The organism is Streptomyces sp. NPDC051567 (genome assembly GCF_044454165.1).
In the GTDB taxonomy this organism is placed as follows: Bacteria; Actinomycetota; Actinomycetes; order Streptomycetales; family Streptomycetaceae; genus Streptomyces.
Genome location: NZ_JBITDK010000022.1, coordinates 48,147 through 70,338, shown reverse-complemented (window position 1 = coordinate 70,338; position 22,192 = coordinate 48,147). Strand labels below are relative to the sequence as shown.

The window sequence follows — 22,192 nt, the reverse complement described above, 5'->3', positions numbered from 1 at the left end:
GGGGCGCCCGCCCCGGTGGCCGGGCGGCCGGGGCGGGCGCGGTGAGGGCCCCTTACCGGGGCCGGGGTCAACGGCTGTCACTGCCCTTCGATTCGGCGGCGGCGCGGCCCGCCTCCAGGCGCGCCACCGGAATCCGGAAGGGCGAGCAGGAGACGTAGTCGAGGCCGACTTCGTGGAAGAAGTGGACGGACTCCGGGTCCCCGCCGTGCTCGCCGCAGACGCCGAGCTTGAGGTCGGGCCGGGTGGCCCGGCCGGCCTGGACGGCGCTGCGGACCAGCGCGCCGACGCCGTCCCTGTCGATGGTCTCGAACGGCGAGACCCCGAAGATCCCCTTCTCCAGGTACGCGGTGAAGAAGCTCGCCTCCACGTCGTCCCGCGAGAAGCCCCAGACGGTCTGGGTGAGGTCGTTCGTCCCGAAGGAGAAGAACTGCGCGGCCTCGGCGAGCTGTCCGGCCGTCAGGGCGGCGCGCGGCAGTTCGATCATGGTGCCGATGGTCAGCTTGAGGCGGGTGCCGGTGGCGGCCTCGACCTCGGCGACGACCCGGTCGGCCTCCTCACGGACGATCTCCAGCTCCTGGACGGTGCCGACGAGCGGGATCATGATCTCGGGGCGCGGGTCGCCCTTGGCGTTCTTGCGCGCGGCGGCGGCCTCGGCGATGGCCCGTACCTGCATGGCGAACAGGCCGGGGATGACGAGACCGAGGCGGACCCCGCGCAGGCCCAGCATCGGGTTCTGCTCGTGGAGCTTGTGCACGGCCTGGAGCAGGCGCAGGTCGTTCTCGTTGTGGTCCTCGCGGGCCTCGGCGAGGGCGACGCGCACCGACAGTTCGGTGATGTCGGGCAGGAACTCGTGCAGCGGCGGGTCGAGGAGCCGGACGGTGACGGGCAGCCCGTCCATCGCCTCGAACAGCTCGATGAAGTCCTTCTTCTGGAGCGGCAGGAGGACGCTGAGCGCCTCCTCGCGCTCGGTGTCGGTGTCGGCGAGGATCAGCCGCTCGACCATCTCGCGGCGCTCGCCGAGGAACATGTGCTCGGTGCGGCACAGGCCGATGCCCTGGGCGCCGAAGCGGCGGGCGCGCAGCGCGTCCTCGGCGTTGTCGGCGTTGGCGCGCACGCGCAGCCGGCGGCGCCGGTCGGCGTAGGCCATGATCCGGTGGACGGCCTCGACCAGTTCGTCGGCGTCGTCGGCGCCGGCGTGCATGCGGCCCTCGAAGTACTCGACGACCGGGGAGGGCACGACGGGCACCTCGCCGAGGTAGACCTTGCCGTTGGAGCCGTCGATGGAGACGACGTCACCCTCCTCGACGACCCTCCCGCCCACGGTCATCCGGCGGCGCTTGGTGTCGACGTCGAGGTCCTCGGCGCCGCAGACGCAGGTCTTGCCCATGCCGCGGGCGACGACGGCGGCGTGCGAGGTCTTGCCGCCGCGCGAGGTCAGGATGCCCTCGGAGGCGATCATTCCGTCGAGGTCGTCCGGGTTGGTCTCACGGCGGATCAGGATGACCTTCTCGCCGGAGCGGGACCACTTGACGGCGGTGTACGAGTCGAAGACGGCCTTGCCGACGGCCGCGCCCGGGGAGGCGGCGATGCCGCGGCCGAGCAGCTCGGCGGGGGCCTCCTCGTCGAAGCGCGGGAACATCAGCTGCGCGAGCTGGGCGCCGTTGACCCGCTGGAGGGCCTCGGCCTCGTCGATCAGGCCCTGGTCGACGAGCTGGGTGGCGATCCGGAAGGCGGCGCCCGCGGTGCGCTTGCCGACGCGGGTCTGGAGCATCCACAGCTGACCGCGCTCGATGGTGAACTCGATGTCGCAGAGGTCCTTGTAGTGGGTCTCCAGCGTCTGCATGATCGTCATCAGCCGGTCGTACGAGGTCTTGTCGATCGACTCCAGCTCCGCCAGCGGGACCGTGTTGCGGATGCCCGCGACCACGTCCTCGCCCTGGGCGTTCTGGAGGTAGTCGCCGTAGACGCCCTGGTGGCCGCTGGCGGGGTCGCGGGTGAAGGCGACGCCGGTGCCGGAGTCGGGGCCGAGGTTGCCGAAGACCATGGAGCAGATGTTGACGGCGGTGCCCAGGTCGCCGGGGATGCGCTCCTGGCGGCGGTAGAGCTTGGCGCGGTCGGTGTTCCACGAGTTGAAGACCGCTTCGACGGCGAGGTCCATCTGCTCGCGGGCGTCCTGCGGGAACTCGCGGCCGGCCTCCTTCGCCACGGTCTTCTTGAACTGCTTGACCAGCTTCCTCAGGTCGGCGGCGTCGAGGTCGGTGTCGACGGTGACCTTCTTGGCGGCCTTGGCCTGGTCGAGGGCGTCCTCGAAGAGCTCGCCCCCGACGCCGAGCACGGTCTTGCCGAACATCTGGATGAGGCGGCGGTAAGAGTCCCACGCGAAGCGCTCGTCACCGGACTGGGCGGCGAGACCGGCGACCGAGGCGTCGGAGAGCCCGATGTTGAGGACGGTGTCCATCATGCCGGGCATCGAGAACTTGGCGCCGGAGCGTACGGAGACCAGGAGCGGGTCGTCCGCCTGGCCTAGCCTCTTGCCCGCCTTCGCCTCAAGGGCGGCCAGATGGGCGCCGACCTCGTCGCGCAGCGCGGCGGGGGCCTCGCCGCTGCCGAGGTAGACCTTGCACGCCTCGGTGGTGATCGTGAAGCCGGGAGGGACCGGCAGGCCCAGATTGGTCATCTCGGCGAGGTTGGCCCCCTTACCGCCGAGAAGGTCCTTGAGGTCGCGATTGCCCTCGGTGAAGTCGTAGACGAACTTCTGATCTTTGTTTTCCGACACGGGTCTCGACTCCTCGAGGACTCGGTGGCTGCCCTGACGGCGAGGAACATACCCAGATCGAAGGCTCATGGGTACGTCCACTTGGCGGTCATGTGGCTGTAACCACCCATGCGCCAGGAGATCGAAAGTAACTCGCGGGTAGAGGGAGTGGATCGACCGCCTTCACCTCCCGAAGGATGCGGGGGCCGGCGAAGCCTGACCGCGCTCGGATGAGCGACAGTCTGTACATCTGTATTCATGCGTTGAACGAACAAAGGGTGGCACTGGGTGCCACCCTTTGAGAGTCTTAGCCGCGCTTTCGCCGCTCATGTGAGCATGACCCCACCCATGGGTGTCGTATGTCACGCCGCCGACGGCATAGTTTGTCAGCCCCCGGACGTGTCCAGTTCGGCTTCCTCGCTCACACCCGCACAGTCGTAGGGGTCCTTCAGCCAGCCCTCCGGCAGGACAACCCGGTTGTTTCCGGACGTGCGCCCGCGCGGGCCGTCCGCACCCTCGGGCCACGCCTGGTCCAGGTCCAGCTCGCTCAGATGAGCGTCCAGCTCGGAAAGTGACGAGATGACGGCCAGTTTCTTGCGCATCTCGGAACCGACCGAGAAGCCCTTGAGGTACCAGGCCACGTGCTTACGGAAGTCGATCACCCCGCGCGTCTCGTCGCCGATCCACTCCCCCAGCAGCTGCGCGTGCCGGTGCATGGTGCCCGCGACCTCGCGCAGCGTGGGCCGGTGGAAGTCCTCCGGGCGCCCCTCGAAGGCCGCCACCAGGTCGTTGAAGAGCCAGGGCCGGCCCAGGCAGCCGCGGCCCACGACCACGCCGTCGCAGCCCGTCTCGCGGACCATGCGCAGCGCGTCCTCGGCGCACCAGATGTCGCCGTTGCCCAGCACCGGGATCTCCGGCACGTGCTCCTTGAGCCGCGCGACGGCCTCCCAGTCGGCGGTGCCGCCGTAGTGCTGGGCGGCGGTGCGCCCGTGCAGGGCGATGGCCGTGACCCCCTCCTCGACGGCGATCCGGCCCGCGTCGAGATAGGTGAGGTGGTCGTCGTCGATGCCCTTGCGCATCTTCATGGTCACCGGCAGGTCGCCGGCGCCCGCGACGGCCTCGCGCAGGATCGCGCGCAGCAGGTTCCGCTTGTACGGGAGGGCCGAGCCGCCGCCCTTGCGGGTGACCTTGGGGACCGGGCAGCCGAAGTTGAGGTCGATGTGGTCGGCGCGGTCCTCCTCGACGATCATGCGGACCGCCTTGCCGACCGTCGCGGGGTCGACCCCGTACAGCTGGATCGAGCGGGGCGTCTCCGTCGCGTCGAAGTGGATCATCTGCATGGTCTTCTCGTTGCGCTCGACCAGGGCGCGCGTCGTGATCATCTCGCTCACGAACAGCCCCTTGCCGCCCGAGAACTCACGGCAGAGGGTACGGAACGGGGCATTGGTGATGCCGGCCATCGGCGCGAGCACCACCGGCGGCTGCACGGTGTGCGGGCCTATCGCGAGAGGCGGGGGAAGCGTGGTCATCCCCCCATTGTCACGCACGCGCCCACCTCTCCGCAGGTCGTTAGTTAGGCGTACTATCATCAATATGCCCGATCTGAGTCCTCGGCGGCGGCTGCTCGTCCTGGCGATCTGCTGCATGAGCCTGCTCATCGTCAGCCTGGACAGCACCGTCCTGAACGTGGCCCTCCCCTCGATGCGCCGCGAGTTCGACGCCTCCGTCTCCGGACTCCAGTGGACTCTGGACGCGTACACGCTGGTCCTGGCCTCGCTCCTGATGCTGGCGGGCTCCACGGCCGACCGGATCGGGCGCCGCAAGGTCTTCACCGCGGGCCTGGTCCTCTTCACGGCCGGGTCGCTGCTGTGCTCACTGGCGCCGAGCCTGGAGTGGCTGATCGTCTTCCGGATGATCCAGGCCGTGGGCGGCTCGATGCTGAACCCGGTCGCCATGTCGATCATCACCAACACCTTCACCGACCCGGGGGAACGCGCCCGCGCCATCGGCGCCTGGGGCGCGGTGGTGGGCGTCTCGATGGCCGCCGGGCCGCTGATCGGCGGAGCGCTGGTGGACTCGGTCGGCTGGCGCTCCATCTTCTGGGTGAACCTGCCGATCGGCCTGGCCGCCCTCGCGCTGACCCTGCGCTACGTCCCGGAGTCGCGGGCCGCCCGGCCCCGCCGCGCCGACCCGGTCGGCCAGTTGCTGGTCATGACCCTGCTCACCACGGTGACGTACGGAATCATCGAGGCCCCGTCCAAGGGCTGGACCTCGCCGCTGATCCTCGGCTGCGCGGGGCTGGCCGTCGCCGCGCTGGTGGGGCTGCTGGTCCACGAGCCCCGGCGGGCGGAGCCGCTGATCGACCCGCGGTTCTTCCGCAGCGCCCCCTTCAGCGGGGCGACGGTGATCGCGGTCAGCGCCTTCGCCGCGCTCTCCGGGTTCCTCTTCCTGAACACCCTGTACCTCCAGGACGTACGGGGCCTCGACGCGCTGCACGCCGGGCTCTACATGCTGCCGATGGCGGCCCTGACCTTCATCTTCGCCCCCCTGTCGGGACGGCTCGTCGGCAGCCGGGGGCCGCGCCTGCCCCTGCTGATCGCGGGGGTGACGATGGCGGCGAGCGGAGTGCTGTTCGCGGCGTTCTCGGCGGAGAGCTCGACCCCGCTGCTGTTCACCGGGTACGTGCTCTTCGGGCTCGGCTTCGGCATGGTCAACGCGCCGATCACCAACACGGCGGTCTCCGGGATGCCGCGCTCCCAGGCCGGTGTCGCGGCGGCGGTGGCCTCCACCAGCCGGCAGACCGGCGGCACCCTGGGCGTCGCCGTGATCGGCGCGGTGCTGGCGGCCGGCACGGCGGGCGGCGGCGACTTCACCGGGGCGGCCCGGCCGGCCTGGTGGGTCATCACGGGCTGCGGCCTGGTGGTGCTCGTGGTGGGCGCGGCGACGAGCGGCCCCTGGGCCCTGGCGACGGCCGACCGCACCGCCCGCACCCTGGAGGCCCACCCCGGCCCCGCCCGGCAGCCCGCCTCCCGGAAGCGCTGAGCACGGGCGCCGGGCGGACCCGCGCCACCGCCTTCACACTGACGGGTGACAGATATTGAAATCTGTCACCCGTCATGCCAGTCTCGTTTCATGACCACGAACGAGAACACCACCGGTACCGCTACCGGTACCGACACCGGCACCCGCCGCTCGCTCGGTACCACCGGGCCCTCCGTCTTCCCGCTCGGCCTCGGCTGCATGGGCATGTCCGCCCTGTACGGCGAGGCCGACCGCGCCGAGTCCCTCGCCACCGTCCACGCCGCCCTGGAGGCCGGGGTCACCCTGCTCGACACCGGCGACTTCTACGGCATGGGACACAACGAGCTGCTGATCAACGAAGCCCTGCGCACCGCGCCCGCCGCGGCCCGCGAGCAGGCGCTGACCAGCGTCAAGTTCGGCGCGCTGCGCACGGTCGAGGGCGCCTTCAGCGGCTACGACGGCCGGCCGGCGGCCGTCAAGAACTTCCTGGCCTACTCGCTCCAGCGGCTCGGCCGGGACCACATCGACATCTACCGGATCGCCCGTGTCGATCCGGACGTGCCGATCGAGGAGACGGTCGGGGCCATCGCCGAGGCCGTCCAGGCCGGGCACGTCCGGCACATCGGCCTCTCCGAGGTGGGCGCGGACACCCTGCGCCGGGCAGCCGCCGTGGCCCCGATCTCCGACCTCCAGATCGAGTACTCGCTGCTCTCCCGCGGCATCGAGGAGGAGATCCTGCCGACCGCCCGCGAGCTCGGCATCGGCATCACGGCGTACGGGGTGCTCTCCCGCGGCCTGATCAGCGGCCACTTCTCCAGAGACCGCGCGCTCGACCCCGGGGACTTCCGCAGAACGAGCCCCCGCTTCCAGGGGGACAACCTCGACCGGAACCTCGATCTGGTGGACGCCCTGCGCGAGATCGCGGAGAGCAAGGGCGTGAGCGTCGCCCAGACCGCCATCGCCTGGGTGCTCTCGCGCGGCGAGGACATCGTGCCGCTGGTGGGCGCCCGCCGCCGGGACCGGCTCGCCGAGGCCCTGGGCGCCCTGGAGGTGCGGCTCACCGCCGCCGATCTGGCCGCCATCGAGAAGGCCGTGCCCGCCGGAGCCGCCGCGGGCGAGCGGTACCCGGCCCCCCAGATGGCCCACCTCGACAGCGAGCACTGAGCTGGCGGTACGGTCGTACTCATGCCCCCCGCTGCTGCCGAGCCCCTGACACCTGAGCGCATCCTCGAAACCACCGAGGAGGTGCTGCGCCGCTTCGGCCCCACCAAGGCGACCGTGGTGGACGTGGCACGGGCCCTGGGCGTCAGCCACGGCAGCGTGTACCGGCACTTCCCGTCGAAGGCGGCGCTGCGCGAGGCCGTCACGGACCGCTGGCTCACCAGGAGCGTCGTCCTGCTGGAGGAGATCGCCTCGGCCCCCGCCGAGCCCGCCCCCTCGAAGCTGGAGACGTGGCTGGAGGCGCTGTTCGCGGCCAAGCGGCACAAGGCGGGTGACGACCCTGAACTGTTCGCCACCTACACCGTGCTGCTCTCCGAGAACAGCGGTGTGGTGGACGCGCACCTGGCCGAGCTGATCGCGCAGCTGACCCGGATCATCGCCGAGGGGGTCGCGGCGGGCTCGCTCGCCGCCGCCGACGTGCCGACCGCCGCCCGAGCGGTCTTCGACGCCACCGGCCGCTTCCACGATCCGCAGTACGCCGCCGACTGGCTCTCGCCCACGATCATCACGGAGTTCGAGGCGGTCACCGCCCTGGTGGTCCGGGGGCTGCGCGCCTGAGGGCCGCCGGCGCCGCCCCGGACCGCCGGCCGGGCGCGGTGCCACCGCGGTCACCGTACGCGGAGCAGCGGGCCCGGTGGCGGCGCCGGGGCGCGGTGGACCCGTCGGCGACGGCCCTCGGTGCGGCGGGGGCACCGCTCCGCGGGGTGAGCGGTCCCGGACGCACCGGTGGCCCGGTGCGCGCACCGGGCCACCGGCCGTCAGGACTCCGGCCAGGCCAGGCCCTGACGGCAGTACCTGAAGTCCCGCCCGCCTGCCGCGCCGTGGCGGGCAGGGCCCGCCCGCAGGGGGCGGAGGGCGGTCCTTCGAGGTGACGACCTAGTGCTGTGACCGGAAAGGTTTGCCGGTAGGCCCGCGGCGTCCGGTGCGGTGGATCGCAAGGCGGAGGGCCACGGCTTGTACTGGACGTACTTGCGTGGTCCGACAACGCGGCGAGGCGCCGTGCCGGGCGTCGAGGGCCGGTGAACCTTTCCGGTCACAGCACTAGCAGCCGAGCAGGCGGCTGCCGAGGTAGCTCTGGATCTGGTCCAGGGAGACGCGCTCCTGCTTCATGGTGTCGCGCTCGCGCACGGTCACCGCGTTGTCGTCCAGGGTGTCGAAGTCGACGGTGACGCAGAACGGCGTACCGATCTCGTCCTGGCGGCGGTAGCGGCGGCCGATGGCGCCCGCGTCGTCGAACTCGATGTTCCAGTTCTTGCGCAGGTCGGCGGCGAGGCCCTTGGCCTTCGGCGACAGCTGCGGGTTGCGGGACAGCGGCAGCACGGCGACCTTGATCGGGGCCAGGCGCGGGTCGAGGCGCATCACGGTGCGCTTCTCCATGACGCCCTTGGCGTTGGGGGCCTCGTCCTCGTTGTACGCGTCGAGCATGAAGGCGAGCATGGCGCGGTTGACACCGGCCGCCGGCTCGATGACGTACGGGGTGTACCGCTCGCCGGCCTCCTGGTCGAAGTAGGTGAGGTCCTGGCCGGAGGCGGCGGAGTGGGCCTTGAGGTCGAAGTCGGTGCGGTTGGCGACGCCTTCGAGCTCGGAGAACTCGTTGCCACCGAAGTTGAAGCGGTACTCGATGTCAGCGGTGCGCTTCGAGTAGTGGGACAGCTTCTCCTTCGGGTGGTCGTACCAGCGGATGTTCTCCTCGCGGATGCCGAGGTCGCGGTACCAGTTCCACCGCTCGGCCATCCAGTACTCCTGCCACTGCTCGTCCTCGCCCGGCTTGACGAAGAACTCCATCTCCATCTGCTCGAACTCGCGCGTGCGGAAGATGAAGTTGCCCGGAGTGATCTCGTTCCGGAAGGACTTGCCCATCTGCGCGATGCCGAAGGGCGGCTTCTTGCGCGAAGTGGTCTGCACGTGGGCGAAGTTGGTGAAGATGCCCTGGGCGGTCTCGGGGCGCAGGTACGCCTTGGAGCCGGTGTCCTGGGTCGGGCCGAGGTGGGTCTCCAGCATGCCGGAGAACTGCTTGGGCTCGGTGAACTGGCCCTTCACGCCGCAGTGGGGGCAGTTGATGTCGGCGAGGCCGTTCACCGGCGGACGGCCGTGCTTGGCCTCGTACGCCTCTTCCAGGTGGTCGGCACGCTGGCGCTTGTGGCAGGAGGTGCACTCGGTGAGCGGGTCGGAGAAAGTGGCGACGTGACCGGAGGCCACCCAGACCTCGGGGGCCAGGATCACGGACGAGTCGAGACCGACGACGTCCTCACGCCCGGTGACCATCGCCTTCCACCACTGGCGCTTGATGTTCTCCTTGAGCTCGACACCCAGCGGACCGTAGTCCCAGGCAGCCCTGGAGCCGCCGTAGATGTCACTGCACGGGAAAACGAAGCCACGGCGCTTGCTCAGGCTGACGATGGTGTCGATCTTGTCGGCGGCCACGGTGCTCTCTTCATTACGAGGACGAACGGCGAAGCCTTAAGGTTACCGGCGCCCGCGCCCTCCCTTTCAAATCGGTTCCCCCTCCAAGGCTCCGGAGCCCCTCCCCACCTGGCTTTTTGACAATCGTTTCCATTTTTGATGAAAATGGATGTCATGAACGTACGTCGCCTGATACCCACCGCCGCCCTCGCCGGAGCCGTCGCCCTCGGCGCCACGGCCCTCACCGCCTGCTCCGGAGCGGGCGGCTCCTCGGACGGCGCCGGCACCTCGGCGACGCCCGGCACCGGTGCCTCCGGTACGCCCGGGGCCGCGGCGGACAAGGTGGACGTGGTGGCGTCGTTCTACCCGATGCAGTTCCTCGCCGAGCAGATAGGCAAGGAGCACGTGGCCGTCTCCACCCTGACCAAGCCGGGTGTCGAGCCGCACGACCTGGAGATCACCCCGAAGCAGACCGGCCGGCTCGGCGAGGCCGATGTCGTCCTCTACCTCAAGAGCCTGCAGCCCGCCGTCGACAAGGCCGTCGCCCAGTCCGGCGTGAAGAACGTCGTCGACGCCGCCACCCTCACCACGCTGGAGACCCACACCGCCTCCGGCCACGACGACCACGGCCACGGCGCCGCCGGGTCCGAGGAGGGCCACAGCCACGGCGAGGCGGGCCAGGACCCGCACGTCTGGCTCGACCCCACCAAGTACGCGCAGATCGCCAAGGGCGTCGGCGCGGCCCTGGAGAAGGCCGACCCGGCCCACGCGGCGGACTACAGGAAGAACACCGACGAGCTGGTGACCAAGCTGACCGTGCTGGACACCGAGTTCACGGACGGCCTCAGGAACACGGCCTCCAGGACCTTCATCACCACCCACTCCGCCTTCGGGTACCTCGCCGAGCGCTACGGCCTGGACCAGGAGGGCATCTCCGGCGTCGACCCCGAGTCCGAGCCGAGCCCGGCCCGGATGAAGGAACTCCAGACCGTCGCGAAGAAGGACAAGGTGTCCACCGTGTTCTTCGAGACGCTGGCCAGCGACAAGACGGCCAAAACCCTCGCCCAGGACACCGGCCTGAAGACCGACGTCCTCGACCCTCTTGAGGGAATCACCGACACGTCCCAGGGCGCTGACTACTTCGAGGTCATGCGGTCCAACCTGAAGAACCTCCAGAAGGCCCTCGGGAGCAAGTAGCAGGTTCCCCGGAGCGCGCATCCTGGGCGCGAATCCGGTCCGGGGCACGAAGACGACGAGCAGTAACGAAAGGCGCGAGTCATGGAGTCCGCGAAAGCCGCCGCGGCGGCCGGGCAGCCCGTCATATCCCTGCGCGGAGCCACGGCCTCGCTCGGCTCTCGCCCCGTGCTGCGCGGGGTCGACCTCACCGTCCATCGCGGTGAGGTCGTCGCCCTCCTCGGCGCCAACGGCTCCGGAAAGTCCACCGCCGTCCGCGCCGTGGTCGGCCAGGTCCCGCTGACCGACGGCGAGCTGTCCCTCTTCGGCACCGACTTCAAGCGCTTCCGCGAGTGGGCGCGCATCGGGTACGTCCCGCAGCGCACCACCGCCGCCAGCGGGGTCCCGGCCACCGTCCGCGAGGTCGTCTCCTCCGGCCGCCTGGCCCGCTCCCGGTTCGGCATCCCGCGCAAGGCCGACCGGGCCGCCGTCGAGCGCGCCATGGCCCTGGTGGACATGGACGCGTACGCGGACGCCTCGGTGAACGCCCTCTCCGGCGGCCAGCACCAGCGGGTCCTGATCGCCCGCGCGCTCGCCGTCGAACCCGAGCTCCTGATCATGGACGAGCCGATGGCGGGCGTGGACCTGGCCAACCAGGAGGTCCTGGCCGGCGCCCTGCGCACCCAGGTCGCCGCCGGGGCCACCGTCATGCTCGTCCTGCACGAGCTCGGGCCGCTGGAGCCGCTGATCGACCGGGCCGTCGTCCTGCGCGACGGCTGCGTCGTCCACGACGGCCCGCCCCCGGAGGCCGTGGGCCAGCACGCCCTGCCCGGTCACGACCACGTACACCCCCACGCGGCGCACGGCGCCGAGCCCCTGCGGACGGGACTGCTGAGCTGATGGACCTCCTCGACTACCCCTTCATGGTGCGGGCCCTGATCGCCGCCGCCCTGGTCGGGATCACCGCGCCCGCGATCGGCACGTACCTCGTCCAGCGCCGCCAGGCGCTCATGGGCGACGGCCTCGGCCACGTCGCGATGACCGGTGTCGCGCTCGGCTTCGTGCTCAGCACCAGCCCGGTGTGGATGGCCACCCTGGTCACCGTCGTCGGCGCGGTCGGCATGGAGCTGATCCGCTCGCGCGGCAGGACCAGCGGTGACGTCGCGCTCGCCATGCTCTTCTACGGCGGCCTGGCCGGCGGCGTCATGATCATCAATGTGGGCGGCGGCTCCACGGCCATGCTGCTCGGCTCCATGTTCGGCTCGATCACCACGGTCGCGGCCGAGGACGTGATCGCCATGGCGATCCTCGCCGCCTTCGTCCTGGCCGTCACCATCGGCCTGCGCCGGCAGCTCTTCGCCGTCTGCCAGGACGAGGAGTTCGCCCGCGTCACCGGCCTGCCGGTGCGCGCGCTGAACCTGCTGATCGCCGTCACCGCCGCCGTGACCGTGACCGTGGCGATGCGCATCGTCGGCCTGCTGCTGGTCAGCGCCATGCTGGTGATCCCCGTCGCCGCGGCCCAGCGGCTCACCCGCGGCTTCGCCACCACACTGGGGCTGGCCATCGCGATCAGCCTCGGCATCTCACTGACCGGCACCGCGGCGACGTACTACATCGACGTACCCTCGGGTGCGACGATCGTGCTGCTCGCCATCGGCGTCTTCCTCGTCCTGTCCCTGCTGTCCGCGCCACTGGCCCGGCGGCGGGCGAAGGCCGCCCGAGCGGCCGAAGAGGTGTGCACGCGCGACGATGTGAAGGTCTAGGCCCTGTCGTCAAAGTCCTGCCTGGCCCGCGACGCCCGGCACCGCACCTCGCCGTGTTGTCGGAGCCCCCAAGTACGTCCAGTACTACGGGCGCCCCTCCGCCTTGCGATGCGCGGCACCGGATGCCGCGGGCCTTACCGGCATCACTTCGACGACAGGACCTAGGACGGCCGGCCGCCTGGCACAATGGGCGGCCGAGCCCGAAACAAGGAGGAACCGGTGGCGACTGCGCCTGGCGAGATGAATACCGCGCCAGTACGAGGACGGTCCACCCGGCAGCGGGCCGCCGTGGCGGCGGCGCTGGACGAGGTGGACGAGTTCCGCAGCGCCCAGGAACTCCACGACATGCTCAAGCACCGCGGTGACTCCGTGGGCCTGACCACCGTGTACCGCACCCTCCAGTCCCTCGCCGACGCGGGCGAGGTCGACGTGCTGCGCACCAGCGACGGCGAGTCCGTCTACCGGCGCTGCTCCACCGGCGACCACCATCACCACCTGGTGTGCCGCAAGTGCGGCAAGGCGGTCGAGGTGGAGGGCCCGGCGGTGGAGAAGTGGGCGGACGCCATCGCGGCCGAGCACGGCTTCGTGAACGTCGCCCACACCGTGGAGATCTTCGGCACCTGCGCCGACTGCGCCGCCGCGGGCTGACCCGCACCCCGCCCCTCCCCGGCCCGGTGCCCCCGGGTCCGGTGCGGGCCGGGCGGGCCCGCACCGGCCGCGCGGATCAGCCCTGGGCGCTCTCCGCCTGGTTCGGGACGGCCCCGCCGAAGCGGCGGTCGCGCTGCGCGTACTCCAGGCAGGCCCGCCACAGGTCCCGGCGGTCGAAGTCGGGCCACAGCACGTCCTGGAAGACCATCTCCGCGTACGCGCTCTGCCAGAGCAGGTAGTTGGAGGTGCGCTGCTCGCCGCTCGGGCGCACGAAGAGGTCCACGTCCGGCATGTCCGGGTAGTACATGTACTTCGCGAAGGTCTTCTCGTTGACCTTCGACGGGTCCAGCCGGCCCGCCGCCACATCGCGCGCGATGGCCTGCGCCGCGTCCGCGATCTCCGCGCGGCCACCGTAGTTCACGCAGAAGTACAAGGTCATCGCGTCGTTGCCGACGGTCTGCTCCTGCGCGACCTGGAGTTCCTGGACGACGGACTTCCACATCTTCGGCATCCGGCCGACCCAGCGGATGCGGATGCCCAGCTCGTTCATCTCGTCGCGGCGGCGCCGGATGACGTCACGGTTGAAGTTCATCAGGAAGCGGACCTCGTCGGGCGAGCGCTTCCAGTTCTCCGTCGAGAAGGCGTACAGGGAGAGGTTCTTGACGCCCATCTCCAGGCAGCCCTTGAGCACGTCGAGCACGACGCCCTCGCCGACCTTGTGGCCCTCGGTGCGCGGCAGGCCGCGCTCCTTGGCCCAGCGGCCGTTGCCGTCCATGACGATCGCGACGTGGTTCGGGACCAGCTCGCCGGGGATCTTCGGCGGGCGCTCACCGGACGGGTGCGGCTCGGGAACCTTGTACTCGGGGCGAGAGCGTCCCAGAATCCCGCGTCGTGCCATGTGCCCAGCTCCTATTTCTCGACGTATCGCAGGGAGCGCAGTCCGCGCTCCAGATGCCAGTGCAGATAGGCGGAGACCAGCCCGCTGCCCTCCCGTACGTGGCGCGCCTCGCAGGCGTCGGCGTGGCCCCAGTCGCCCGTCAGCAGCGCGCTGAGCAGGGCGATGGCCTCCGACGAGGGTACGACGCTGCCGGGCACCCTGCAGTCCCCGCACACCACCCCGCCCGCGCCGACGGAGAAGTGCCGGTTGGGCCCGTGGATGCCGCATTTCGCGCAGTTCTCGAAGCTCGGCGCGTAGCCGTTGACGGCGAGGGAGCGCAGCAGGAAGGCGTCGAGGATCAGGTGCGGCGCGTGTTCGCCGCGCGCGAGGGTGCGCAGGGCTCCGACGAGCAGCAGGTACTGCTGGACGGAGGGTTCGCCCTCGTTCTCGGTGAAGCGTTCGGCGGTCTCCAGCATCGCGGTGCCGGCGGTGTAGCGGGCGTAGTCGGTGACGATGCCGTTGCCGTACGGGGCGATGATCTCGGTCTGGGTGCAGAGCGGGAGGCTGCGGCCGACCAGCTCGCTGCCTCGGGCGAAGAACTGCACGTCGGCGTGGGAGAAAGGTTCCAGCCCGGCGCCGAACTTGGACTTGGTGCGCCGCACTCCGCGGGCGACGGCCCGCACCCGGCCGTGGCCCCGGGTCAGCAGGGTGATGATGCGGTCCGCCTCACCCAGCTTCTGGGTGCGCAGCACGATGCCGTCGTCGCGGAACAGACTCATGGGCCCATTGTCCCGTACCGGGAGGGGGCGTCGGGGCCGGGAGCGCGGGAACCGGGCGGCCCGCCGCGCCCGCGACGGGCCCGGCGGGGCCGAGGAAGGGGGCCTACGGGGCCCGGACCGCGGAGAGCAGGCGGGTCACCTCGTCCGCGTCGATCCGCAGGGCCGCGCCGACGGTGGCGAGGACCTCGCGCTCGGCCGGGATGTACGGTCCGTCCGCGAGCGCGATCCGGGCGCCCTGGAGCAGGATCGATTCGCGGCCCGGGGCCGCCAGGTGCGGGGCCAGCGGTTCCAGGACCTCGTGGAGCTCGATCGACAGCGCCGCCCCGCAGCACTCCGGGACGGAGTACAGCCCGAGCCGGCCCTCGTCGGTGGAGACCGCCTCCACCAGGGCCTCCAGCTGCTCCTCCGTACAGTCGGGGAACCCGGCGTTCCGTACGACGTGCGCCGCGGCCTCCAGCGCCCCGCGTGAGGTCGTCCCGCCCGCGGTGAGCACGGCCAGCGTCACCGTGTGCACGGCGTCGCGCAGCAGCGCCGTGAAGCGGGTCGTGGTGAGGCGGTCCAGGGCCTCAGTGGCGAAGCGTTCGCGGCAGCCCTGGCACTCGACGACGGGCCCGGCCTCCCCGCGCGGCAGCAGCGGCACGCCGAGGATGGTGAACCGGCGGCGCCCGGTACGGCGGCGGTAGTTGCGGTCGCCACCGCAGGCGGGGCAGAAGAACTCCCCGTCGCCCACGGTGCTCCAGGTGGTACGGATGCCCCAGACCACCGGCTTCCGGCCGCCCCCACCCCGAACTGGCACCACGTCGCACCTCCGTAACGCCCCCGTGGCCCTTCGGGCAGGGGAGGGATGCCCGGCGGCACCGCCGGGTTGGCGTGATGTTAGCCACATCGGTGAGGATGCGTCAGTCGTGTGACCGGACAACCTCTGCCCAGAGCCCGGACTTGGCCGGTCTGCGCCCCCCTTGTGCGCCCCTCCCGTACCTCCTGGCACGCCCTCCTCTGCGCCCCCTGTGCTCCTCTGCGCCCCCGCCCGCCCGTCCCGTCCTGTCCACCCTCGCGGCGGACACGACAGACACGACAGACACGGCGGACACGACGGAGCCCCGCCCTCCGCGCGAGAACGGGGGGCGGGGCTCCGGGAACCGGCGGCCGGGCGGGCGGGCTGGCCGGGTGGGTCAGCGGCCCGCGCGGTTGACGGCGGAGATGACCGCCTTCAGCGAGGCGCGCGTGGTGTTGGCGTCGATGCCGATGCCCCACAGGACCCGGCCGTCGATCGCGCACTCGATGTACGAGGCGGCCACGGCGGAGGCGCCCTCGCTCATGGTGTGCTCGGTGTAGTCCAGCAGCCGGGCGTCGATCCCGATGGCGGCCAGGGCGTCGAAGAAGGCCGAGATCGGACCGTTGCCGGTGCCGTTCAGCACGGTCTCCGCGCCGTCCACGACCGCCTCGACGGTCAGGGTGTCCGCCCCGTCCTTGTCGGTGGTCGTCTGGCCGGAACGCAGCTGGACGCGGCCCCAGCGGGCCCCGGCGTCGTCCGGGTGGGGCAGGTACTCGTCCTGGAAGACGGACCAGATCGCGGCCGGGGTGACCTCGCCGCCCTCGGCGTCGGTCTTGGCCTGGATGATCCGGGAGAACTCGATCTGCATCCGGCGCGGCAGGTCCAGCTTGTGGTCGTTCTTCAGGACGTAGGCGATGCCGCCCTTGCCGGACTGCGAGTTGACGCGGATGACGGCCTCGTAGGAGCGGCCGACGTCCTTCGGGTCGATGGGCAGGTACGGGACCGCCCACTCGATCTCGTCGACCGTCTTCCCGGCCGCGGCGGCGTCGGCCTCCCTCGCGTCGAAGCCCTTCTTGATGGCGTCCTGGTGGGAGCCGGAGAAGGCGGTGTAGACCAGGTCGCCCGCGTAGGGGTGGCGCGGGTGGACCTCCATCTGGTTGCAGTACTCGCTGGTGCGGCGGACCTCGTCGATCTGCGAGAAGTCGATCTGCGGGTCGATGCCCTGGGAGAACAGGTTCATGCCCAGCGTGATCAGGTCGACGTTGCCGGTGCGCTCGCCCTGCCCGAACAGGCAGCCCTCGATCCGGTCCGCGCCCGCCATCAGCGCCAGCTCGGCGGCGGCGACGGCGGTGCCGCGGTCGTTGTGCGGGTGGACGGAGATGCAGATGTGCTCGCGGCGGGTCAGGTTGCGGGCCATCCACTCGAAGCGGTCCGCGTGGGTGGAGGGCGTCGAACGCTCCACGGTGGCGGGCAGGTTCAGGATGATCTCGCGGCCCTCGCCGGGCTGCCAGACGTCGCAGACGGCCTCGCAGACCTCCAGGGCGAAGTCCAGCTCGGTGTCGGTGAAGATCTCCGGGCTGTACTGGTAGCCGAAGACGGTCTCGGGGCCCAGCAGCTTGTCGGCGTACTCCATGACCAGCCGGGTGCCGTCCACGGCGATCTGCTTGATCTGTTCCTTGGAGCCGCGGAAGACGACGCGCCGGAAGGTCGGGGCGGTGGCGTTGTACAGGTGGACGGTGGCGCGCCGGGCGCCGACCAGGGACTCCACGGTCCGCTCGATCAGGTCCTCGCGGGCCTGGGTCAGTACGGAGATGGTGACGTCGTCCGGGATCGCGCCCTCGTCGATGATGGAGCGGACGAAGGCGAAGTCGGTCTCGCCGGAGGACGGGAAGCCGACCTCGATCTCCTTGTAGCCCATGCGCACCAGCAGGTCGAACATCTCGCGCTTGCGGGCGGGGGTCATCGGGTCGATCAGCGACTGGTTGCCGTCGCGCAGGTCGGTCGACAGCCAGCGGGGAGCCCTGGTGACGCGGGCGTCCGGCCAGGTGCGGTCCGGAATGTCCACCTGCTCGTAGAACCCGTACTTGTGGACGGGCATCCCGGAGGGCTTCTGGGCGTGCGTCGCGTTCGTGATGGGCGTGGGGCTACCGGCAAAGGTGTGCTGGCTCATGACGTGGGGCTCCTCGCGTGTCCGCGTGCAGTTCGCTGGGACGGCCGACGGGCGGGGCGTGAATCCGCAACACCAGACTCCGCGGGGAGGGGGTCGGCCTACGACTACAGGCCCTCGCCGCGGCAGCTAAGGAGAAGCAGCCCGAAACGCATGATGGGCCGAGACTAGCCGAGCCGTGCCGTCTGCGGGGACCCGTTTCAGTATGCAAGACCGGCCGGTCCCGACCGCCCGGTATGTGGGCCATGTCTCCCCCGTCGGGGCGTCCCACGGTCCGTCCCGCGGTCCGGACCGTGGGACGGGCGGGGCGCGCCGTCCCGTCACGGGCGTGACACAACCGGATGAAATCACCGTCGCGGCTAGTGACAATCAGATCACCCCCTGCCACATTGCCGGGCATGAATGACTTCCGCGCACCCGGCCGCCCCGACGGCCGCCACCCGGTGTTCTGCACCGTCGTTCCGCCGCACCTGCACGACAGGATCGCCCGGTCCGAGGATCCCCGTCGCGCCGATGTCGCCCAGCGCACCCTCGAACACGACTCCTTCCTGCGCACCCGGCGCCGGGTCACCACGCTCCGGGGAATCGCCCCGGAACCGGTGACACCCGTCGTGGACGGCCCGCTCCGGACCGTCTACGACGCCCAGCACCGCACCCGGCTCCCCGGGAAGAAGGTGCGCGGGGAGGGCGACCCGGTGCACGCGGACGCCACCGTCAACCGCGCGTACGCGGGGCTCGGGGCCACGTACGAGCTGTTCCTGAAGGGCTTCGGTCGGCGCTCGATCGACGGCACCGGGCTCGCGCTGGACGCCAGCGTCCACTACAGCGAGGACTACGACAACGCCTTCTGGGACGGCCGGCAGATGGTCTTCGGCGACGGCGACGGGGAGCTCTTCCTCGACTTCACCGTGGCGGTGGACGTCATCGGGCACGAGCTGACGCACGGGGTCACCCAGTACTCGGCGAACCTGGAGTACCACGGCCAGTCGGGCGCCCTCAACGAGTCGGTGTCGGACGTGTTCGGCTCGCTGATCAAGCAGTACACCCTGGAGCAGACGGCGGACCAGGCGGACTGGCTGATCGGCGCCGGACTGCTCGGCCCGCGCGTGAGCGGGGTCGCGCTGCGGTCGATGAAGGCGCCGGGCACCGCGTACGACGACGACGAGCTCGGCAGGGACCCGCAGCCCGCGACCATGGACGCCTACGTCCGCACCAACCGGGACAACGGCGGGGTGCACATCAACTCCGGCATCCCCAACCACGCCTTCTACGTCGTCGCGACCGAACTCGGCGGCAAGTCCTGGGAGCGGGCCGGGCAGATCTGGTACGACACGCTGACCGGCGGACAGCTCGACACGGACGCGGACTTCGCCCAGTTCGCCCGGGTCTCGCTGGCCGCGGCCACGGCCCGGTACGGGGACGGCGGCGCGGAACACCGGGCCGTGCAGAAGGCATGGTCGGTGGTGGGCGTCCCGACGGCCGGGTAGACGGGTCCCATGCGGATTCAGGTGGTACGGACAGGCGGCTTCGCGGGCATCGAGCGCCGGGCCGAGGTGGACACCTCGGGACTCCCGGACGAGGCGGAGTGGCAGGCCCTGGCGCGGCTGGCGCTGCGCCCCGGCCCGCCGGGGCGCGGGGCGGACCGGGTGCGGGACGGTTTCTCGTACCGGATCACGGTGGACGGGCGGACGGTGTCCTGCCGGGAGCCGGACCTCTCGCAGGCGCAGCGCACGCTGATCTCACGGGTCCTGAAAGAAGGTGCCTGAGCGCCGCCGCTTTGCTTGGATGACCCGATGACCGATACGACGACCGTACTGGCGGAGCTGGAACGGTACTGCGACGCGGTACCACGGGTGGGCGGGGCGCGGGCCGAGGAGTTCGGCCCGCTGACCCTGTTCGTGCAGGAGGGCACGGGGTGGCCGTACTACGCGCGCCCCGCGCTCGGCGGCCCCGCCGGGACGGCCGCGGACGTGCGGCGGGTCCGGGCCCGTCAGCGGGAGCTGGGCCTCCGGGAGACCTTCGAGTGGCTGGACGGGACCGCTCCCTGGCTGCGGGCGGCGGCGGAGGCGGCCGGGCTGGAGGTCCACGCGTACCCGCTGATGGTGCTGGAGCCCTCGGCGGCGCCGCTTCCCGCGCACCCGCGGACACGGCTGCTGACCCCGGACGACCCGCTGCTGCGGGCGGCGGTGACCGTCCCGGAACTGGCCTTCGCCGACCCGGGGACGCGGGTGGGCGGGGCCGGACCCGTGGAGCTGGCGGAGGCCGTGGCGGACCCGGAGGCGCGGACCCGCCGGGAGCGGGTGGCGGAGATGGTCGCGTCGGGCCGTACGGTCGTGGCCGCCACCGCCCGGGACGGCGTGGTGCTCTGCTCGGGCCAGTACAACCCGGTCGGTGACGTCGGCGAGGTGGTCGGGGTCGGCACCCTTCCCTCGGCCCGCCGCCAGGGCCTGGCCGTCGCCGTCACGGCCGCCCTGGTCGCCCGTGCCCGGGCCCTCGGGGCGCGCACGGTCTTCCTCTCGGCGAGCGACGAGGACGTGGCCCGCGTCTACGCCCGCGTCGGTTTCCGCCGGGTGGGGACGGCCTCCGCCCTGGTCGCGCAGCCGCCGGGCTGATCACCCTGCTACCGGTGACCGGGTGACCGCTCGGGCCGGGCCCTCCTCGGACTTGCCGGAACGGCAAGGATATTTGCCTTGGGGTGCGGTTCGGGCGGACCATCGGCGCCACCGGCACCCGGGGAGACGGGTCCGCGCAGAGGAAGAGACCCCATGCCCGAGCACACGCACGCGCCCGCGCCCGCCCGAGACCACGGTCACCACCATGACCATGACCATGACCACGGCCAGGTGCCGGACTCCTCCTCCGGTCCGGTCGACCGGGAGGAGTTCTGGGACGCCTTCTACCGCGAGCGCGACCAGGTCTGGAGCGGCGAGGCCAACGCCCTCCTGATCCGCGAGGCCGAAGGGCTCGCCCCCGGCCGGGCCCTGGACCTCGGCTGCGGCGAGGGCGCCGACTCCGTCTGGCTGGCCCGGCAGGGCTGGCAGGTCACCGCGACCGACGTCTCCGGGGTCGCCCTCGGACGGGCCGCGGCCCACGCCGCGGAGGCCGGGATCGGTGACCGCGTCGAGTGGCAGCGCCACGACCTGGCCGAGTCCTTCCCCGCCGGGGAGTTCGACCTCGTCTCGGCCTGCTTCCTGCACAGCCACACGGAGTTCCCCCGCGAGCACGTCCTGCGGACCGCCGCCGCGGCCGTCGCCCCCGGCGGCATCCTGCTGGTCGTCGGCCACGGCGGCCGGCCGTCGTGGGTCGAGGAGCCCTCGCACCAGGGGGTCGAGTTCCCGTCGCCCGACGAGGTCGTGGCGCGGCTGGAGCTGGCGGAGGGCGCCTGGGAGGTCCTCCTCGCGGAGGAACACGTACGGGTCCACCACCAGCCCGACGGCCGGGCGGGGACCCTCGCGGACAACGTGGTGAAGGTGCGGCGTACCGCCTGAGGGCCACCGCGGCGGCCGGGAAGGGGCACCGGCCCGTCGGACCTCACCGGCCGCCGCACGGATGCGGCGGCCGGTGAGGTTCAACGACTAGAAACCGAGCTTGCGCAGCTGCTTGGGGTCCCGCTGCCAGTCCTTGGCGACCTTCACGTGGAGGTCGAGGAAGACCGGGGTCCCGAGCAGCGCCTCGATGTGCTTGCGCGACTTCATCCCGACCTCCTTCAGCCGGGAGCCCTTCGGGCCGATGATGATGCCCTTCTGGCTCGGCCGCTCGATGTAGACGTTGGCGTGGATGTCGAGCAGCGGGCGGTCGGCCGGGCGGTTCTCGCGCGGGATCATCTCCTCGACGACCACGGCGATGGAGTGCGGCAGCTCGTCCCGTACGCCCTCCAGCGCGGCCTCGCGGATCAGTTCCGCGACCATGACCATCTCGGGCTCGTCGGTGAGGTCGCCCTCCGGGTACAGCGGCGGGCTCTCCGGCAGCAGCGGCGCGATCAGGTCGGCCAGCAGCTGGACCTGGGTGTCACCGACCGCCGAGACCGGGACGATCTCCGCCCACTCGAAGCCGAGTTCCGCGGCGAGCTGGTGGATCGCGAGGAGCTGTTCGGCGAGGACCTTGGAATCGACCAGGTCGGTCTTGGTCACGATGGCGATCTTGGGGGTCTTCTTGATCCCCGCGAGTTCCTTCGCGATGAACTTGTCACCGGGTCCGAGCTTCTGGTCGGCCGGCAGGCAGAAGCCGATGACGTCGACCTCGGCCCAGGTGGTCCGTACGACGTCGTTGAGGCGCTCGCCGAGCAGGGTGCGCGGCTTGTGCAGGCCGGGCGTGTCCACAAGGATCAGCTGGGCGTCGGGGCGGTGCACGATGCCGCGGACGGTGTGGCGCGTGGTCTGCGGCCGGTTGGAGGTGATCGCGACCTTCGTCCCCACGAGTGCGTTGGTGAGGGTCGACTTCCCCGCGTTGGGGCGGCCGACGAAGCAGGCGAAGCCCGCACGGTGCGGGGCGGTGGGCTCGGGGGAACGATCGCTCATACGGGCCATTCTCCCCGATGCGGCCCCCGGCGCCGACCAGGCCACGGCCACGGGCGCCCGGGAGGCCCCACGGCCGCCCGCGCGAAGGCCCCC

Annotated in this window: 19 protein-coding genes; 11 read left to right on the top strand and 8 right to left on the bottom strand. The window is 71.4% G+C overall.

Going from position 1 to position 22,192, the window contains the following annotated elements; translation table 11 throughout:
- Positions 1 to 67 precede the first annotated feature (67 nt).
- Together ppdK and dusB are read right to left on the bottom strand one after the other, a co-directional pair.
- Complete coding sequence (ppdK, locus tag ACIA5F_RS22725; protein WP_399355743.1) at positions 68 to 2,776, bottom strand: pyruvate, phosphate dikinase; 2,709 nt, start codon at positions 2,774 to 2,776, stop codon at positions 68 to 70.
- A 365-nt stretch (positions 2,777 to 3,141) separates the two neighbouring features.
- Positions 3,142 to 4,284 carry a tRNA dihydrouridine synthase DusB gene (gene dusB, locus ACIA5F_RS22720; RefSeq protein ID WP_399355741.1) on the bottom strand — a complete coding sequence of 381 codons (1,143 nt, stop codon included), beginning with the start codon at positions 4,282 to 4,284 and terminating at the stop codon, positions 3,142 to 3,144.
- A 64-nt stretch (positions 4,285 to 4,348) separates the two neighbouring features.
- Here dusB and ACIA5F_RS22715 point away from each other — a divergent pair, with 64 nt between their 5' ends.
- The 3 genes from ACIA5F_RS22715 (at position 4,349) to ACIA5F_RS22705 (ending at position 7,555) form a co-directional block, all read left to right on the top strand.
- Entirely contained in the window at positions 4,349 to 5,797 is a 1,449-nt protein-coding gene (locus tag ACIA5F_RS22715) for an MFS transporter (RefSeq protein ID WP_399355740.1), read from the top strand.
- 90 nt (positions 5,798 to 5,887) lie between these two features.
- Positions 5,888 to 6,940, top strand: coding sequence for an aldo/keto reductase (locus tag ACIA5F_RS22710; RefSeq protein WP_399355738.1), 1,053 nt, complete (start codon positions 5,888 to 5,890; stop codon positions 6,938 to 6,940).
- 21 nt (positions 6,941 to 6,961) lie between these two features.
- On the top strand, positions 6,962 to 7,555 hold the full coding sequence (locus tag ACIA5F_RS22705; protein ID WP_399355737.1) for a TetR family transcriptional regulator: 594 nt from the start codon (positions 6,962 to 6,964) through the stop codon (positions 7,553 to 7,555).
- A 483-nt stretch (positions 7,556 to 8,038) separates the two neighbouring features.
- Here ACIA5F_RS22705 and ACIA5F_RS22700 read toward each other — a convergent pair whose 3' ends face one another.
- Positions 8,039 to 9,421 carry a glycine--tRNA ligase gene (locus ACIA5F_RS22700; protein ID WP_399355735.1) on the bottom strand — a complete coding sequence of 461 codons (1,383 nt, stop codon included), beginning with the start codon at positions 9,419 to 9,421 and terminating at the stop codon, positions 8,039 to 8,041.
- A 153-nt stretch (positions 9,422 to 9,574) separates the two neighbouring features.
- Here ACIA5F_RS22700 and ACIA5F_RS22695 point away from each other — a divergent pair, with 153 nt between their 5' ends.
- The 4 genes from ACIA5F_RS22695 to ACIA5F_RS22680 all read left to right on the top strand — a co-directional run bounded on the left by ACIA5F_RS22695 (position 9,575) and on the right by ACIA5F_RS22680 (position 12,984).
- Positions 9,575 to 10,597: a metal ABC transporter substrate-binding protein gene (locus ACIA5F_RS22695; RefSeq protein ID WP_399355733.1), complete on the top strand. Its 1,023-nt coding sequence runs from the start codon at positions 9,575 to 9,577 to the stop codon at positions 10,595 to 10,597.
- A gap of 81 nt (positions 10,598 to 10,678) precedes the next feature.
- The gene (locus tag ACIA5F_RS22690; RefSeq protein WP_399355731.1) at positions 10,679 to 11,473 is read left to right on the top strand and encodes a metal ABC transporter ATP-binding protein; all 795 of its coding nucleotides are present in this window, start codon (positions 10,679 to 10,681) and stop codon (positions 11,471 to 11,473) included.
- Positions 11,473 to 12,336, top strand: coding sequence for a metal ABC transporter permease (locus ACIA5F_RS22685; RefSeq protein ID WP_399355730.1), 864 nt, complete (start codon positions 11,473 to 11,475; stop codon positions 12,334 to 12,336). Before ACIA5F_RS22690 ends, ACIA5F_RS22685 begins: the two co-directional genes overlap by 1 nt.
- 240 nt (positions 12,337 to 12,576) lie before the next feature.
- Positions 12,577 to 12,984, top strand: a complete 408-nt coding sequence (locus tag ACIA5F_RS22680; RefSeq protein ID WP_399355804.1) for a Fur family transcriptional regulator — start codon at positions 12,577 to 12,579, stop codon at positions 12,982 to 12,984.
- A gap of 76 nt (positions 12,985 to 13,060) precedes the next feature.
- Here the strand turns inward: ACIA5F_RS22680 and ACIA5F_RS22675 are convergent, their stop codons facing one another.
- From ACIA5F_RS22675 to leuA, 4 genes are all read right to left on the bottom strand, one after another.
- Positions 13,061 to 13,882 carry an isoprenyl transferase gene (locus tag ACIA5F_RS22675; protein WP_399355728.1) on the bottom strand — a complete coding sequence of 274 codons (822 nt, stop codon included), beginning with the start codon at positions 13,880 to 13,882 and terminating at the stop codon, positions 13,061 to 13,063.
- An 11-nt stretch (positions 13,883 to 13,893) separates the two neighbouring features.
- A complete protein-coding gene (gene recO, locus ACIA5F_RS22670; RefSeq protein ID WP_399355726.1) occupies positions 13,894 to 14,640 on the bottom strand; it encodes a DNA repair protein RecO in 747 nt (248 codons plus the stop codon).
- Positions 14,641 to 14,743: 103 nt separating this feature from the next.
- Positions 14,744 to 15,439, bottom strand: coding sequence for a TerB family tellurite resistance protein (locus ACIA5F_RS22665; protein ID WP_399355724.1), 696 nt, complete (start codon positions 15,437 to 15,439; stop codon positions 14,744 to 14,746).
- 373 nt (positions 15,440 to 15,812) lie between these two features.
- The gene (gene leuA / locus ACIA5F_RS22660) at positions 15,813 to 17,585 is read right to left on the bottom strand and encodes a 2-isopropylmalate synthase (protein WP_399355722.1); all 1,773 of its coding nucleotides are present in this window, start codon (positions 17,583 to 17,585) and stop codon (positions 15,813 to 15,815) included.
- A gap of 395 nt (positions 17,586 to 17,980) precedes the next feature.
- Here leuA and ACIA5F_RS22655 point away from each other — a divergent pair, with 395 nt between their 5' ends.
- From ACIA5F_RS22655 to ACIA5F_RS22640, 4 genes are all read left to right on the top strand, one after another.
- Positions 17,981 to 19,069 (top strand): M4 family metallopeptidase, encoded by a 1,089-nt coding sequence (locus ACIA5F_RS22655; protein WP_399355720.1) that lies wholly within the window; start codon positions 17,981 to 17,983, stop codon positions 19,067 to 19,069.
- 9 nt (positions 19,070 to 19,078) lie between these two features.
- A complete protein-coding gene (locus ACIA5F_RS22650) occupies positions 19,079 to 19,348 on the top strand; it encodes a protealysin inhibitor emfourin (protein WP_399355718.1) in 270 nt (89 codons plus the stop codon).
- Positions 19,349 to 19,375: 27 nt separating this feature from the next.
- Positions 19,376 to 20,194 (top strand): GNAT family N-acetyltransferase, encoded by an 819-nt coding sequence (locus ACIA5F_RS22645; protein ID WP_399355716.1) that lies wholly within the window; start codon positions 19,376 to 19,378, stop codon positions 20,192 to 20,194.
- A gap of 153 nt (positions 20,195 to 20,347) precedes the next feature.
- Complete coding sequence (locus ACIA5F_RS22640) at positions 20,348 to 21,070, top strand: class I SAM-dependent methyltransferase (RefSeq protein ID WP_399355714.1); 723 nt, start codon at positions 20,348 to 20,350, stop codon at positions 21,068 to 21,070.
- An 87-nt stretch (positions 21,071 to 21,157) separates the two neighbouring features.
- On the opposite strand, the gene era is transcribed toward ACIA5F_RS22640, so the two are convergent.
- Entirely contained in the window at positions 21,158 to 22,108 is a 951-nt protein-coding gene (gene era / locus ACIA5F_RS22635) for a GTPase Era (protein ID WP_399355712.1), read from the bottom strand.
- Between the last annotated feature and the right edge of the window lie 84 nt (positions 22,109 to 22,192).

What these genes read in the sequence shown, in the direction of transcription:
- dusB (WP_399355741.1), bottom strand. Translation starts at nt 4,284, where the DNA reads ATGACCACGCTTCCCCCGCCTCTCGCGATAGGCCCGCACACCGTGCAG.
- ACIA5F_RS22715 (WP_399355740.1), top strand. Translation starts at nt 4,349, where the DNA reads ATGCCCGATCTGAGTCCTCGGCGGCGGCTGCTCGTCCTGGCGATCTGC.
- ACIA5F_RS22710 (WP_399355738.1), top strand. Translation starts at nt 5,888, where the DNA reads ATGACCACGAACGAGAACACCACCGGTACCGCTACCGGTACCGACACC.
- ACIA5F_RS22705 (WP_399355737.1), top strand. Translation starts at nt 6,962, where the DNA reads ATGCCCCCCGCTGCTGCCGAGCCCCTGACACCTGAGCGCATCCTCGAA.
- ACIA5F_RS22695 (WP_399355733.1), top strand. Translation starts at nt 9,575, where the DNA reads ATGAACGTACGTCGCCTGATACCCACCGCCGCCCTCGCCGGAGCCGTC.
- ACIA5F_RS22690 (WP_399355731.1), top strand. Translation starts at nt 10,679, where the DNA reads ATGGAGTCCGCGAAAGCCGCCGCGGCGGCCGGGCAGCCCGTCATATCC.
- ACIA5F_RS22685 (WP_399355730.1), top strand. Translation starts at nt 11,473, where the DNA reads ATGGACCTCCTCGACTACCCCTTCATGGTGCGGGCCCTGATCGCCGCC.
- ACIA5F_RS22680 (WP_399355804.1), top strand. Translation starts at nt 12,577, where the DNA reads ATGAATACCGCGCCAGTACGAGGACGGTCCACCCGGCAGCGGGCCGCC.
- ACIA5F_RS22675 (WP_399355728.1), bottom strand. Translation starts at nt 13,882, where the DNA reads ATGGCACGACGCGGGATTCTGGGACGCTCTCGCCCCGAGTACAAGGTT.
- recO (WP_399355726.1), bottom strand. Translation starts at nt 14,640, where the DNA reads ATGAGTCTGTTCCGCGACGACGGCATCGTGCTGCGCACCCAGAAGCTG.
- leuA (WP_399355722.1), bottom strand. Translation starts at nt 17,585, where the DNA reads ATGAGCCAGCACACCTTTGCCGGTAGCCCCACGCCCATCACGAACGCG.
- ACIA5F_RS22655 (WP_399355720.1), top strand. Translation starts at nt 17,981, where the DNA reads ATGAATGACTTCCGCGCACCCGGCCGCCCCGACGGCCGCCACCCGGTG.
- ACIA5F_RS22650 (WP_399355718.1), top strand. Translation starts at nt 19,079, where the DNA reads ATGCGGATTCAGGTGGTACGGACAGGCGGCTTCGCGGGCATCGAGCGC.
- ACIA5F_RS22645 (WP_399355716.1), top strand. Translation starts at nt 19,376, where the DNA reads ATGACCGATACGACGACCGTACTGGCGGAGCTGGAACGGTACTGCGAC.
- ACIA5F_RS22640 (WP_399355714.1), top strand. Translation starts at nt 20,348, where the DNA reads ATGCCCGAGCACACGCACGCGCCCGCGCCCGCCCGAGACCACGGTCAC.
- era (WP_399355712.1), bottom strand. Translation starts at nt 22,108, where the DNA reads ATGGCCCGTATGAGCGATCGTTCCCCCGAGCCCACCGCCCCGCACCGT.